This is a genomic window from Nitrospira sp., from assembly GCA_016788885.1.
GTDB lineage: Bacteria > Nitrospirota > Nitrospiria > Nitrospirales > Nitrospiraceae > Nitrospira_A.
Genome location: JAEURX010000023.1, coordinates 17,397 through 31,643, shown reverse-complemented (window position 1 = coordinate 31,643; position 14,247 = coordinate 17,397). Strand labels below are relative to the sequence as shown.

Annotated in this window: 12 protein-coding genes; 6 read left to right on the top strand and 6 right to left on the bottom strand. The window is 59.7% G+C overall.

The annotated features are described in order from the left end of the window. Positions 1-54 precede the first annotated feature (54 nt). The 3 genes from maf to JNL86_06500 are packed head-to-tail and all read right to left on the bottom strand — an operon-like array spanning position 55 to position 3,347. Positions 55-687, bottom strand: coding sequence for a septum formation protein Maf (gene maf / locus JNL86_06510; GenBank protein MBL8042553.1), 633 nt, complete (start codon positions 685-687; stop codon positions 55-57). A gap of 3 nt (positions 688-690) precedes the next feature. Continuing rightward, the gene (locus tag JNL86_06505) at positions 691-1,875 is read right to left on the bottom strand and encodes a tRNA-dihydrouridine synthase (protein MBL8042552.1); all 1,185 of its coding nucleotides are present in this window, start codon (positions 1,873-1,875) and stop codon (positions 691-693) included. Continuing rightward, on the bottom strand, positions 1,872-3,347 hold the full coding sequence (locus JNL86_06500) for a DUF692 family protein (GenBank protein ID MBL8042551.1): 1,476 nt from the start codon (positions 3,345-3,347) through the stop codon (positions 1,872-1,874). Before JNL86_06500 ends, JNL86_06505 begins: the two co-directional genes overlap by 4 nt. A 260-nt stretch (positions 3,348-3,607) precedes the next feature. Between JNL86_06500 and JNL86_06495 the strand changes: the two genes are divergently transcribed. The 4 genes from JNL86_06495 to JNL86_06480 all read left to right on the top strand — a co-directional run bounded on the left by JNL86_06495 (position 3,608) and on the right by JNL86_06480 (position 7,159). Further along, the gene (locus JNL86_06495) at positions 3,608-4,318 is read left to right on the top strand and encodes a CBS domain-containing protein (protein ID MBL8042550.1); all 711 of its coding nucleotides are present in this window, start codon (positions 3,608-3,610) and stop codon (positions 4,316-4,318) included. A 101-nt stretch (positions 4,319-4,419) separates the two neighbouring features. Further along, entirely contained in the window at positions 4,420-5,475 is a 1,056-nt protein-coding gene (locus tag JNL86_06490; GenBank protein ID MBL8042549.1) for a TIGR00730 family Rossman fold protein, read from the top strand. 100 nt (positions 5,476-5,575) lie between these two features. Continuing rightward, positions 5,576-6,430, top strand: a complete 855-nt coding sequence (locus JNL86_06485) for a phosphohydrolase (GenBank protein ID MBL8042548.1) — start codon at positions 5,576-5,578, stop codon at positions 6,428-6,430. Positions 6,431-6,454: 24 nt separating this feature from the next. Then, entirely contained in the window at positions 6,455-7,159 is a 705-nt protein-coding gene (locus JNL86_06480) for a rhomboid family intramembrane serine protease (GenBank protein ID MBL8042547.1), read from the top strand. Between the two features lie 27 nt (positions 7,160-7,186). On the opposite strand, the gene JNL86_06475 is transcribed toward JNL86_06480, so the two are convergent. From JNL86_06475 to purE, 3 genes are all read right to left on the bottom strand, one after another. Continuing rightward, positions 7,187-9,046, bottom strand: a complete 1,860-nt coding sequence (locus JNL86_06475; protein MBL8042546.1) for a response regulator — start codon at positions 9,044-9,046, stop codon at positions 7,187-7,189. A gap of 243 nt (positions 9,047-9,289) precedes the next feature. Next, a complete protein-coding gene (locus JNL86_06470; protein MBL8042545.1) occupies positions 9,290-10,456 on the bottom strand; it encodes a 5-(carboxyamino)imidazole ribonucleotide synthase in 1,167 nt (388 codons plus the stop codon). After that, positions 10,453-11,007, bottom strand: coding sequence for a 5-(carboxyamino)imidazole ribonucleotide mutase (gene purE, locus JNL86_06465; GenBank protein MBL8042544.1), 555 nt, complete (start codon positions 11,005-11,007; stop codon positions 10,453-10,455). The genes JNL86_06470 and purE overlap by 4 nt, the downstream gene beginning before the upstream one ends. A 178-nt stretch (positions 11,008-11,185) precedes the next feature. Between purE and JNL86_06460 the strand changes: the two genes are divergently transcribed. Both JNL86_06460 and JNL86_06455 read left to right on the top strand, forming a co-directional pair. Then, positions 11,186-12,622, top strand: a complete 1,437-nt coding sequence (locus JNL86_06460; GenBank protein ID MBL8042543.1) for a biotin/lipoyl-binding protein — start codon at positions 11,186-11,188, stop codon at positions 12,620-12,622. A gap of 88 nt (positions 12,623-12,710) precedes the next feature. Next, complete coding sequence (locus tag JNL86_06455) at positions 12,711-14,201, top strand: TolC family protein (protein ID MBL8042542.1); 1,491 nt, start codon at positions 12,711-12,713, stop codon at positions 14,199-14,201. Positions 14,202-14,247 lie beyond the last annotated feature (46 nt).

Genomic DNA, 14,247 nt, shown 5'->3' with positions numbered 1-14,247 from the left:
GAAGACCATTTCAATCTGGCGCACATCGGAATATGGCTCGACGATGAGCCTCGGCTAGACACGAAAGCGGTCCCAGTTGGGATAGGGTCGGCCGGCGTAGAGCTGCTCGATGTCCACGGGGCAAGACAGGCCTTGTTGCTGCAACATCTCCACGACGAGACGCAACGGCAACCCCACGGCCGCGGTGAAATCGCCCTCAATCCGCTCGATGAAGGCTGCCCCGCCCCCCTGAATGGAATAGGCGCCGGCTTTGCCAAGGCTCTCGCCGGTTCGCAAATAGCCGGCCAACGCGGCTTCGTTCAGAGATTTCATGGTTACCAGCACCTCTGCCAGCCGTACGTCGCACCGCTCAGGCTCAGGTCCTGCCAGCGCCACAGCGGTCACAATCCGGTGCTTCTGTCCGGCCAGGCGACGGAGCATCACCTCGGCGTCGGCCAAATCGACCGGCTTTCCCAACACCTCAGCGCCCAAATGAATGAGAGTGTCGCTTCCAAGGATGAGCGCATCAGGATGAGAGGAAAGACAGGACTTGGCCTTGCCTGCGGCGAATTCCACGGCCTGCTCCTCGGCAGACAGGTGCGGCCGTATCTGTTCGACGAAGGGCGGGGCGACGACCTCGAAGGGCAGTCCCAGAAGCGTCAATAATTCGTGCCGTCGCGGCGAGGTGGAGGCGAGAATCAATCGCATAGGTCAGGATGCACAGGAGTGAGGCAGCGGAATTTCCGATGGAGCCTGGTCGGGTGCGGCAACTTCTTCCAGCATGAGGTCCTGGCAAAACTCCGCGACGATGCGTTCGACATCCTCCACGTTCGAAACTCCGAACATTTTGCCACGCATGGCCGCCGCATGAGGAAAGCCTTTGCAGTACCATCCCAGATGTTTCCGGATCGAACGGAAGCATTCTAACCCGGCGATGGCCTCATACTGCCGCGCATGATCGAGCATGACCTGCATGCGGTGACGCAACGAGACCGGCGGCTCCCACATGGTGGCCGGAAGGGCCGATAGATCGAGCCGCTCGATGAACGCACTGCGGGCCTGTTCCTTTTCACGAAAGAACCATGGCGCGCCGAGGGTCCCACGGCCGACCAGCACGCCTTGCACTCGGCTCTCAGTTGCTCGTCGCACGGCATCGACTAAGGTATTGAGATCGCCGTTGCCTAAGATCAATGTCTCTGTGCCGCGGGCGAGCTTGGCCGCCTCCGCAATGGCCGTCCAATCGGCGGCGCCGCGATACATCTGTTGCAACGTCCGGCCGTGCACCGTGATCGCTGCCGGACGCATTTCCAGCAAATGTTCTACCCATCGCCCGACCACTATGCAATCGAACCCCAGCCGTGTCTTCACGGAGAGCGGAAGCAGCCGGCGCGGCACGACGGGAGAGCCGGAACGCCGATAATTCAGCTCGTGAACGAATTCGATGCGGGACGGTTTAAAGCCCTGGGTGTGGATCGACTGCCCGGCGGCCCAATCCTCCAATCCCTGCTTCGCGGCCCGCAGGATGGCATGGGCCAGATCCGGCGTCTTGATGAGTGCGGCCCCTGAACCGGAGGCGGCCACACTCTTCGACGGGCAGCCCATATTGATATCGAGGCCGTCAAACCCCAGCTCGCAGACCACCTGCGCCGCACGATAAAATTGTTCCGGATCCTTGCCGTACAGTTGGGCCACAATGGGCCGCTCGGCTTCGCTGTAAATCAATGAAGACAGCAGATGGTCCGGTCCGCGGCAGATTTCATTAACATTGGTGAACTCGGTAAAGGTGATATCGGGCCGGCCCTGAGAGGCCACCACGCGACGGAAGGCGGCATCCGTCACCCCGTCCATGGGAGCCAATCCCAAAATAGGCTGTGGCAGTGTCGTCCAGAAGCTCATGCGCGCACCTGAACCGACCCGACCGGTTCGTTCGCCGCGCGATAGGCGATCCGTAATTCTTCGGCCTCAGCTCTGACCGTGTTGGCGGTCGTCGGGCACACCTGCGTCGCAAACTCCACGAATCGATCGATCTTCAGCAGGAAGAAATCATAGTCCTCCTGCTCGGGTCTTGGCCGGCTGAACCAGAACGGCACAAATCGCTCCAAAGGGACATCGGCCTTGGACAAGGCACCGCAGGTTGCCGGAAACATATCCGGCAAATTGCCGCCCCAATGGACGAGTTCATGCGGCAGATAACTGTCGCGATACCGGTGGAGATCATCCAACGATCCGCCCAATAACGACACATCGGAACACGGAGCATCGGGCGTCGTGACGAGTTGCACATAGGTGCGATACTGCTGTTGCAGCGCCCCTTGTTCTTCCTGGGTCAGATGAGGCATGTCCTCAGCCGAAGGCTGGATCGGTCGCTGCTGCCCTGGCAGAGGTCCAAGGTGACCGCGGTGCACCATCTGATGAACCGTTGATCCAAACCGGTCGCGAAATTGCCGGAACTCTTCAACGATCATCCCAATCGGCTTCGTATCGACCTCGAGTGCGACGCCTTTCAAGGATGTCAGCCCGGGATGAGACAGGACCTGCGCCAATAGGTCGAACAAGACACCTGGAATTGGCGTCCCGTGCGCATCGATCCAGTAAGGCAGCGGCTGTGCATCCCCGTCTATTGCCCCGGCGGAAGGGTTCGCAAATTCAGCCAGTCCTGCGACATGGATTTCGACGACCCGTTCCATGGGAAACGCCTCCAGAAACTGGGCGGCGAAATCTTCCAACCGCTGTCGTTGCCAGCTCCCCGTATACCGATACACGGTCCATAGATGTCCGATATCCAACACGAGGCCACAGGCTGCCTGATCGGTCACCAGTCGAAAAAACTCAGGTATCGCAAGCTCGCCACAGCCAAAATACGTCAGAGGCGGCATTTCCAAGAGGACCAGCGCTGGGTCGATTCCATGCCTGCACGCATGCGCATCGACTCGGCGTTGAAGATACGCGACGTTTTCAGCTGTCATTCTGGCGGACAACTCCGTATACAACGGCGGCAGATAGGTACCAAAGGCGTAGCCCGCCATCTGCTTCGTCGCACATTCATGATTCAGCCAGGCGCTGTGCAAGGCCACAATTTGCGCACAGGCTTCCGCCACGCCCTGTCGGCCGGAACTACTGAGCGGGAAATCCGGTTGCGTCGTCCATAAGCCTTCCCCATGGTAGGGAAGCTTGATGTCAGGCAATTGTTGCCGCACCCACTGCAGGGCCGATGTCGTCGCTTTGAACACTTCCAGATATCCCGGCTCCAGCTGCGTGTCCCGAAGCGACTGAACCAGATGCATCAGATCAGGAGAATACACGTCCACGGACAGCCCCAGACCATGCGCAGGAAGGCGATTCGCACGTTGTGTGAATTCGCTTTTCATCAGCTCACATTTGGCATATTTTGAAGCAACCATAGTGACTATAGTTTCTGTGCAGTCTAAGCGCCTAACCTCTTGGTTGACAAGGGAAGATGGGGAAACGGGTCCGGCGGATCCATCTGATATACTTTCTTTCGACGTGGTGGTCGCCGGGCCGCACCGTTAGCCCCTCTCACGGCGAGAAATAGGCTTACAACATGACCAAAACCGGCTCCATGCTCCGCGACAAACCGACTCGTTCGACAACCCCTATGGTGGCCCACATGATGACACCCGGCGTCGTACAAATTCCGGGGGATGTCTCTGTCAGCGAAGCCGCCCTGCTCCTCGATCGGGAGCAGATGCCCTGCCTGTTGATCAAGGACGGCGAGGCCACCTTCGGCATCATGACCTCGGGCGATATCGTGAAAAAGGTCGTCGCCCAGGGCCTGGAACCGCACGATGTGGCCGTGCGATCGATCATGTCTAAACCGGTGCACTCCGTCGAATGCGACCAAATTCTCGATGATGCCACCAACATGATGGCCTCCACCGGCGCGTCGCTCCTCATCGTGACCAAGCAGGGGCAACCGGTCGGCATTCTGACGGCACGGGATCTCGCGTTGGCGCCCAAGCGGTGCGACACCTGCCTCCCCGCAACCGTTCGTGTCACGAACGGCGAGGGAGAAGGCGCGAAACACACCGCCACCATCCGCCAGCTCAGCCACGTGGGGGCGTTTATCGAAAGCCGCACCCTGTTGCTGCCCGGCACGACGATCGTGCTCTCTTTTATGCTTCCGGGAACGGATGTGAGCTTCTCCGTACGCGGCACCATCCTCAACAGCAGTTATGAACCGGAATTCCATGAAGACCGGGGCATGATCGGCACGTATCCCGGAGTCGACATCCAGTTCGCGTCTCTCCCCGCTTCCGACGAGTCGAAAATTCGCGCCTGGGTGCTGCAGAATCTTCCGCGGGCCACAGACCTCCCCTAACCCGCCTTCGATGAATATTTTGCGTCATGCGACGTGGCTTGTTATGATTTCGTACTCCGGCGATGCACGTCCGGAGTTTACCGTGCTGTAGGTGACTATCCATGAAGACCCCCACCGCCCGTTCCAAACCGGCTCCGACCAAAGACGAAATGCTCACGCAAATCACGGCCCTGCTCGATCGCCCGGACGATGATATCCAGGCGGCCCTGATGAAGGAAATTTTGGCCGGCGTGATCCGGTTATCGGACTCGCAGTTGGATGTCCTGGATTTGAAGATCGTCAATCGCGCGCTCAAAGAGCTCCGCCACGCGTTCAGAGTCTTCCAGGGCTATCGACAACGTCTCAAAATCAGTGTGTTCGGTTCGGCCCGTACCCCCGCCGACGATCCCAACTACCAACTGGCGTTTCAGTTCGCCCGCCGCATGGTGGAAGAGGGCTATATGACCATCACCGGCGGCGCCGACGGGATCATGCGAGCGTCACAGGAAGGAGCCGGTCGCGAACACAGTTTCGGCGTGAACATCATGCTGCCCTTTGAGCAGGGCGCCAATGCGGTCATTGCCGATGATCCCAAACTGGTCACCTTCAAATATTTTTTCACCCGCAAACTGATGTTCCAGAAAGAGTCGCACGCGATTGCCCTCTTTCCCGGAGGGTTCGGCACGCATGACGAGGGCTTCGAGATCATGACCCTCGTGCAAACCGGCAAGAGCGACCCGAAACCGATCGTGTGCCTTCAGGCCCCGGGCTGCGATTATTGGAATCACTGGAACTCCTTCATCACCGAGCAACTGTTGAAACGGCACCTCATCAATCCCGAAGACCTCTCGCTGTTCACCATCGTCGATAATGTGGAAGACGCCGTGACGGAGATTCGCACATTTTACCGGCGGTATCATTCGCTCCGGTTCGTGGGACGACAGTTGGCCATCCGCTTGAAGACCCCGCTCACCGATGTGCAAGTCGGGGACTTGCAGCAGCAGTTCAAAGACATGCTGACGGAAGGGACGTTCGAGCAACGGACCTCGCTCCCGGAGGAAATGGATGAACCGGGATTGAAGGAGTTGGCACGGCTGACGTTTTCGTTCAATCGCCGCAATGCGGGGCGCCTCCGGCAGCTGATCAACCACCTCAACCACTTGCCCGTGACGGCGTGACGACCATCCCCGCAAGACCGGCCGGTGACGCCGCCTAGAGTCCCGACCAGGCGTGATAGCCCTTTAGTCTCCACAAGGGACATGGTATGGTGGAGGGCTTATGAGTGCAGCCACCATGCGCAGTCTATCCGCCTCTGCTCCCACCCTGATCCTGTATCACGCGGAATGTGCGGATGGGTTCGGCGCTGCTTGGGCCATCTGGCGTCGATACCCCAAGGCTGAGTATCGCCCCGTCAAGCATGGCGAAGCTCCGCCGACCAACCTCGCCGGGCACCACGTCGTCATTGTGGATTTCAGTTACGCCAGACCGACGCTTGAGGCGATGGCCAAGGATGCAGCCAGCCTGGTCGTGCTGGACCATCACATTACCGCCAAACAGACGCTGGCAGACCTCCCCTATGCCTACTTTGATTTAAACAAATCCGGCGCAGTCCTGGCCTGGGAATGGGCGTATGATGAACCGGCCCCCTGGCTGCTGCGCTACATCCAAGACAAGGATCTCTGGAACTGGGCACTCCCGCATAGCCGGGAAGTCAGCGCTGCGCTCGCGTCCTATCCGTTCGACTTTCAACTGTGGACCGGTTTCGAGCAAACGGAACTTGAGCGGGAAGGCCGGGCCATCCTTCGATACGAAAACGAACTCGTCACGAAGCTCGCGTCCCATGCGACGCTGGTGCAGTTTGAAGGCGTGACCATTCCAGCCGTGCAAAGCGCCGCCTTGACCAGTCAAATCGGCGAACGCCTATCCGCCAACCACCCGTTCTGCCTGATCTGGCATGACCGCAACGGACGACGCTACTACAGCATGCGGTCACGCGAAGACGGGACCGACGTGGGCGCCATTGCCGCGTCCTTCGGCGGTGGAGGCCATACGCATGCGGCAGGCTTCTCCATCCCATTGCAGGCCGACGGGTCACTGCCGTCAACCCCCCGGCTCCCGCGTCCGGCGCTATGATGGTCCTCACTTCATCAGATCGCGATGCTGCCGCTCAGTGACGATAACCCGACCGAGCGAACGCCGGTCGTCACCGTCGCGTTCATCGTCGCCTGCTCCCTCGTCTTTCTCTACCAAAGCTCCCTGAGTCCGGCCACCGGCGAAACCTTCGTCTACCGGTTCGGCGCCATTCCCTCCATCGTGTTCGGTCAGGCGGCGCTCCCCCCGGAGATCGTCGCGATTCCGTCGTACGCCACTATTCTCACCAGCATGTTTCTCCACGGTAGCTGGATGCATCTGATCGGCAATATGTTGTATCTCTGGGTCTTCGGGAACAACATCGAAGACGTCATGGGCCATGGGCGCTTTATCGTCTTTTATGTGGGATGCGGCATCCTGGCAGCATTGAGCCATGCGTTAACCGACCCGACATCCACGGTTCCGATGGTCGGCGCAAGCGGGGCGATATCGGGAGTCCTCGGCGCCTATCTGCTGCTCTTCCCGCATGCCCGCGTGTTGCTGTTGGCGCCGGTTGTGGGAACGACCTACGTCCCGGCCGGCCTTGTCTTGGGATTTTGGTTCGTGATGCAGGTGTTGAGCGGTGGCGCGAACCTTGGGTCGCAGGGAGGTGGTGTGGCGTTCTTCGCGCACATCGGCGGATTCGTCGTGGGCATGCTGTTGATCGGCTTCTTCAAACGACCCGAGGTGCGGTTTTTTGCGCCCACCCGTTCCCGATCGTGGCGGGACTAGCGGTCGCCAGAGAACGTAGTCGGCGGCTCACGCATCCAACAATTCGCGAACCTTTTCTGCCAAATCATGCTGACGGTAGGGTTGCTGCAAAAAATACTTCTTATTCACCCGATGACTCACGATCGTGTCATCAGAAAACCCGGACACGAACAACGCTTTCATGGCGGGATGTTGCAACACCAGTCGCTTGGCCAACTCGCGCCCACCGATCTCCGCGAGTGTTAGGTGGCTGACCGTCAGATGGATCGGCCCTTTGTGCTGTTGTGCGACGAGCAAGGCTTCCACGGCCGACCCCGCCTCCAATACCTGATACCGATGCGAGTGGAGCGTCGACAAGGCCAACTTCCTGGCAATCTCGTCTTCCTCCACCACCAACACCGTCTCCGCCCCCTTGGACACCGCCTCGCGACGTACCCGCGTATCTCGCACCACGCCGTTGCGCTCCACGAGCGGAAGATACAGCCGGACGGTCGTGCCCTGTCCCGGCTGACTCTGCACCTCCACCGTCCCTCCGTACTGACGGACGATCCCATAGACCAACGTCAGCCCCAGCCCAGCGTGGGTTTCCTTCGTCGAGAAAAACGGCTCGAACATCTGCGCCTGGACGTCCGAATTCATCCCCCCGCCGCTGTCGCTCACCGCGATCCTGGCCATGCGCTTGCGCGGATTCTTTTCCAACTGCTCGGCTGGCAGCAATTCACCGGACACCACCTCCACCGCAATGTCCACCCGCCCCCCCTTCGGCATCGCATCTCGGGCATTGGCAATCAGGTGCAGCAGCAAATACTCCAGTCGATCGTGTCCGATCTCCACCAATACCGGTTTAGATTCGTCAGGCACCCGCACGTCGATCCGTCCGGGAAGCAACCCCTCAAGCGTTTCACGCATCGACGCGATCGCCTCGCCAAGCGATAACGTATCACGAATGGTCGTTTCGTGAATCCCCAAGGCGAGCAGTTGCGCCGTCAGGGTTGCGGCGCGTTCCCCGCTTCGGAAGATGGCGTCCACCGGCGCGTGGAGCGGGTCATCGGGTTTCAATTTGGAGACGATGGCCCCGGTCTGCGCGCCGATCACCGCTAACATCTGATTGAACTCATGCGCCAACCTGGAGGCCAGACGTCCCACGGCCTCGAACTTTTGCGCCTCACGCAGCTGTCGCTCCAACCCGGTCCGTTCAACCTTCCCCTGACGGATTTCCTGATTGGCGCGGGACAACCCCTGCTTCAGTCCCTGCACGCGCGTCTCCAGGTGGGTCCGTCGCTCTTCCAAGTTCTGCTCAGACTGTTTCAACTCTTCAACATCTTCCCGTAACAGCCGATTGCGGCGCCGCTCGGCGGCCACCGTCTCAAGTGTCAATCCATAAAACACCGACATGATCAGCAAGACAGGAATGCCCAGAAGATGCCCGACCTCGAGCGTGCCTGATTGCATCGCATGCTCATAGACCAGCACGCCGTACCCGGCGCAGATGATGATTGAAAGGCCGAGCAGTTGTTTCAACGAGGGCGCGGATGAGGCAATCAGGAGCAGAAGAAAATACGTGAGATACAGTTCCGAGCTGGCGTTCCCTGAGAGATAGATGGTCCCCGTCACCAGGAGCGTATTGATGCTGATCAAGGCGCCGGGAAACCAGGCGCTTTCTAATGCGGATTTCGGCAACAACATGATGCCGACACTGATCAGGATCAATCCAAGCGCCACCATCCGGCTGACGATCTGCCCATAGATCGTCTCATTGCTGACCAGGAGTTCGTACGACAGGATGCCGGCCACGAGACTTTGCAGAAACATCACGCGCACTCGCGAATGGGAGAGCAACCGGCTCAACCCTCGCAACGTGGGATGCCGACCGGTGTGATTGAGTTCGGAGAAACGTGGCGCGCTCACCGCAGTACCTGCCTTTATACGACGCGTGTGGGACCGGTCGATAAGGCAGCAAATCCCGTACCGTCTTCCCATTTCGGCAAGTCATCGCAATTACAGGGAGAGCGAAAACAGGGATGGCCATGAACGGCCGGTGGGCTCTGGTCGTCTCACAAAAACGGACAACCGCCCGACGCCCTGCGACGCGAACGGAGAGAAACGGACATCAGCGCACCAACAGATCGGCGAACTCAGAGGTTGGGCGATCTACCAGGAAGGCAAAGCAAGTCTGGCACGGAAGGAAGCAGCTTTCGTCAGCGCTTCCGCTCGAGTCGAGGCGAGGAACGACACATGGCCCATTTTCCGTTTTGGACGAATCACGCGTTTTCCATACAGATGGACGACTGCACCCGGCTCACCTAGCAACTCTTGCGCAGCAGGGGCTGCAGTGGCGAGTCGAACCTCGTCACCGATGAGGTTCAGCATGACGGCGGGACTGAGCAGACGAATTTCCCCGAGCGGCAACCCGCACAGCGTCCGCACCTGTTGCTCGAATTGCGACACCGTACAGGCATCCAACGAATAGTGCCCGGAATTATGGGGGCGTGGCGCAACCTCATTGATGAGCACGCGGCCATCGGACATGAGAAACAATTCCACGCAAAAGACCCCGACACCATCCAAAGTCCGTACCGCTTCTTCTGCCATCGTGGCGACTTGCACGGCCACCGACGCGGTCACATCCGCGGGAACGGTGGTCTGGCGAAGAATCCCGCCTTCATGCACATTTTCAACGACCGGATAGGTCCGCGACGCGCCATCCACTCCCCGCACGACCAGCACCGACACTTCGCGCTCAAAGGGAAGCCACTCCTCGAGAATCCAGCGCGATCCCGGCCTCATGCTCCGGGCCAACTCTTGCTGCACCGCCGGACAATCTTCTGCTCGAAGGATTTTCCATTGACCCTTGCCGTCATACCCGGCAGTGGCCGTCTTACACACCAGCGGATAAGGGGGCATGGTCTGCCGACCGAGTTCATCCGGCGATGAAATGGCGAAAAATGTCGGCACCGCCAGTCCGTGAGAACGCAAAAACGTCTTTTGCTCGATGCGGTCCTGAATCACTCGCAGGACGCGGCTGGATGGTCGAACCGGCAGGTCTCGCTCCAACTGTTCGCAGAGATCGGCCGGCACATTTTCCCATTCATACGTCACAGCGCGAACGCGCTGGGTGAACTCTGCGCGTGCGTCGGCATCAGTGAAGGGGCGAACGAGGGAATAGTCGGCAATCCGGTGGGCCGGCGCCTCAGGATCGGGATCCCACACGGCAATCACGTAGCCCATCCGGCGAGCTGCGGTGGCGAACATGGCGCCCAGCTGCCCGCCTCCAAGCACCCCCAAGGTCGCGCCAGGCTCGATGACGAGTGGGTTCACGATCGACGGCTCGTCCGGGAGCTTCGTTTCATCGCGAAGGGTGGAGATAACCGGGCGTCGTCTTGAGAGTCGAGCACGCGTTGCGTTTGTGCCGTGCGGAACCCTTCGACGCGCTGTCTGATGGCCGCCGATTGTAACCCCAGGATCTGCGCAGCCAGGATCGCTGCGTTTTCGGCCCCACCGATCGCCACCGTGGCAACCGGAATGCCTCGCGGCATTTGGACGATGGACAGCAGCGAATCCAATCCCCGAAGGTTTTCAGTCGGAATGGGCACACCGATGACAGGCAAGGAAGTTTTCGCCGCTAACATCCCCGGCAGATGGGCGGCACCCCCGGCACCGGCGATGATGACCTGAATCCCCCGCGCAACCGCCTGCTCGGCATACGCAAAGAGGCGATCGGGCGTACGGTGAGCCGACACCACGAGCAGCTCATTGGGAATCCCGAGCTCATTCAACATAGCGACGGCCTTTTCAAGGATGGGAAAGTCCGATGTGCTCCCGCCCAAGACCCCGACCAACGCCCGACTCGCTTTCGTCTTCTTCGGCATGGACCCCACACCTCTGGCTGAAGGAAAGAATGATGCGGCGAACCATAGCCGTTCTCACGCCAGAGGGTCAAGCTGAACCGCGGGAGAACCCCTCATTGAATTGACCAACTCCTTCGTCTTCCACTAATATGAGCAGTGCAGTGCTTCCTCATGATCGGCCGTGCCCTGGAGACGTCACGTGCAGCGTATTCGTGAAGGGCTCAAGACGCGATTTCGCTCTCTGGTCACCCAGCGCACCGGCTTGGACGAAATGGCCGTCGACGATTTGGCGACCTCGACCAAGCTCCAGTCCTGGGAAGCGGTCCAAATCCCCGAACGGCTTCGATTTTCCTCCCGGCTGGCCATACTCCTGGTCGGCTTCTTCATGCTGATCGTGGCTTTCGTCCCCTGGACTCAAACCATCACCGTCACGGGCCAACTCTCCGCCTATACCCCCTTTGAGCGCCCGCAAGACATCGAGGCGCAGATTACCGGTCGCATCAGAAAGTGGCACATCTTCGAAGGTGTGCGGGTCAAAGCGGGCGACGTGATTCTCGAACTCGACGACTACGACCCGAATTTCATGGCCCCGGATCTCTTGAATCTGCTCGAACAGCGCAAGCAGGCGCTGGAAGATACGCGCAAAGCCGCCCTCAGTCGCGCCGATCAGCTCGATAAACGCATCAAGGAAATGCAAAACCTCGTCAAAGCGGCCGTGCCCTCGGCAGGCGCACGCGTGCTTGAAGCCGAAAGCAAAGTCCGTGAGGCGCGGCAAAAAATCGAAGCCTCGAAGATCGCGGTAGCCACCGCTGAACTCAATGTGGAGCGGCATCAACAACTGGCGAAGCAGGGCCTGGTCTCGCAGCGCGAATTAGAACTCACCATTCAAGCCGCCATCGCCAGTAAAGCGGATTTGCAAGCTGCACAAGCCAACCTGGCCGCCGCCGAGCAGGGGATGAAAGCCTTGAGTTTCGGGCGGGAACAAGTAAACGCCGAAGTGCTTCAGAGACTTCTTGACGCCGAAGCGGCCCGAGATGCCTCGATCGGAGAAGCAGCGCGGGCTGCCGATCAAGTGGCGGATGTTTCTCTGCGTCTCTCCAACGCCAATCAACGACGAGTGGCCAGCCGCATTCTCTCGCCCATCGACGGCACCGTAGTCAAAATGGCACAAGCCGGCGCAGGCGAAACCGTGCGGCCCGGAGAAAAACTCGTCAGAATTTCTCCCAATAGCACGGACAGGGCCATTGAAATGGTGGCCGACGGCATCGACGCCCCGTTGCTCAATGTAGGCCGAAAGGTCAAGATTCTGTTCTACGGGATTCCCGCCATTCCCCTGCCGGCCTGGCCGGAAATGATGGCCGGCACGTACAACGGGGTGATCAAGGTCATCGACCAAGTCGACGACGGCAAGGGCAATTTCCGCTTCTGGGTCGTCCCCGATCTTGAAGAACGGCCCTGGCCTCCGCAAGAACATGTCCGCCAAGGCACCAAAGCGATGGGATGGGTTATTCTCAATCGTGTCCCGCTGTGGTACGAGCTCTGGCGCCGATTCAATCTCTTTCCGCCCGACTACCAGGAACGGCCCCCGAGTCTGATCGATACCCTCCTGCCGAAAGCCGGTCGCGGGGCCAAGTAACCGGTCCCGCCTCACCGGCACATGCCGGAGCGCTGACATCCTTCGTCGCTCATTCTTTGTCTTGTGATCTCAGAAAGGAGTGCGTTTCATGAAGAACTATGCATGGATCCTGGTCATTGCAGCCTGTGCGCTCTGCGGGCTGCCGGACAAGAGTGCGGCGGCGGAGGACACTCCGAAGTCCAAAGCCCTTCCGCCCATTCCGCTTTCGCTCAACGAAGTGCATGCTTGGATCGATCGCTCCCATCCTCTGCTGAAGGGGGCGGGTACTGAAAAAACGTCGGCACGTGGGAAAATGCTCAAGGCCCTGGGAGCGTTCGAGCCCGTTCTGGTCAACGATACAGAAATCGAGCGGTTTGTCGACAAGGGCACCACCAAAACGCAAAGCGTGGGATTTAACGATACCCTGGTTGAAGCCCGAACCCCTTGGGGATTCCGCGGGAGTGCGGGCGTTCGACAGGCCATCGGGGACGCCAAGATTCCGGACCTCTCCTTTGGCAATGGCAACCAGCAGGTCATTCTTGGCGGCTTCCTGCCTTTGCTGAAAGGCCTGATGATCAATCCTGAACATGCCGAACTGCAGCGCTCGGAACTGGCGGATCCCCGTGCCGAAGTGAAGATCTCACAAACCCGCCAGGATCTCTTCCTGGCCGCCGCAACCCAGTTCTGGGATTGGGTTTCGGCTGCCAAGTTTGTGGACGTCCAACGCCGGGCGCTCGGCGTCGCCGAGGAACGGTTGCGGCAGGTGGAAGGCAGAGCCAAGGCCGGAGCCGTGGCGCCCCTTGATGTGGTTGAAGCGGGACAGGAAGTCCAACGACGCCGGGAAGTCGCGATCGCCGCGCAGCGGGCCGTGGAACAGGAGCAATATAAGATGTCGATGTTCCTCTGGGAAAACCAGACACCCACGACGCCGCAACTCGAGCGTGTCCCGGATTTCCCCCCGCCCGCGGCTCTCCCGACGGCCGATATCGTTAAGGCTGATAAGCTGCAAGCGAAAAGCGATCGCCCCGAAATCCGCGAAGTCGACATCGAAGCCAAGGTCAACAATATCGATCTGGAACTCGCCAAGAACAATCTCCTGCCAAGTCTCGACCTGGAAGCGGCACCGGCACGCGCCCCTGAAAAGTTCGTACTCGGACTCGGTTATCGGTTCGGGGCAGAATTACGCATCCCGATCCTCCAACGCCGAAGCCGCGGCGAGGTGATGGAAGCCCAGGCGCAGGCCGACCGCCTGGTGCTGGTGCAAAAATACCGGGAACAGCAAGTGGTCGTGGATGTCGACAATGCATTGTCGGCGATCGAGCGGGCGAAGGAACGGGTGGCGGCGGCGGCGGAATCGCTCCGCATGGCCAAGACCCTGGAGGAAGGCGAGCGTTTTCGCTTCAGCCTGGGCGCCACCAGCGTGCTCTTCGTCAATCTCCGTGAACGCAATTCGGTCGACTCAGAGATGCAACTGGTGCGCGCGAAGGCCGATTACCAGAAGGCCCTCGCCCTCTATCAATGGTCAACCGGCTCCTGGGCGCGAAGCCAGCCTTCCGCCATGCCAGTCAATTATCGGGTCGGCGCGAGCTTCTCCAAATAGTAGTATTTTGCGGTGCGCTCTGATAGGTTTTAACAAGTGTAGGCCT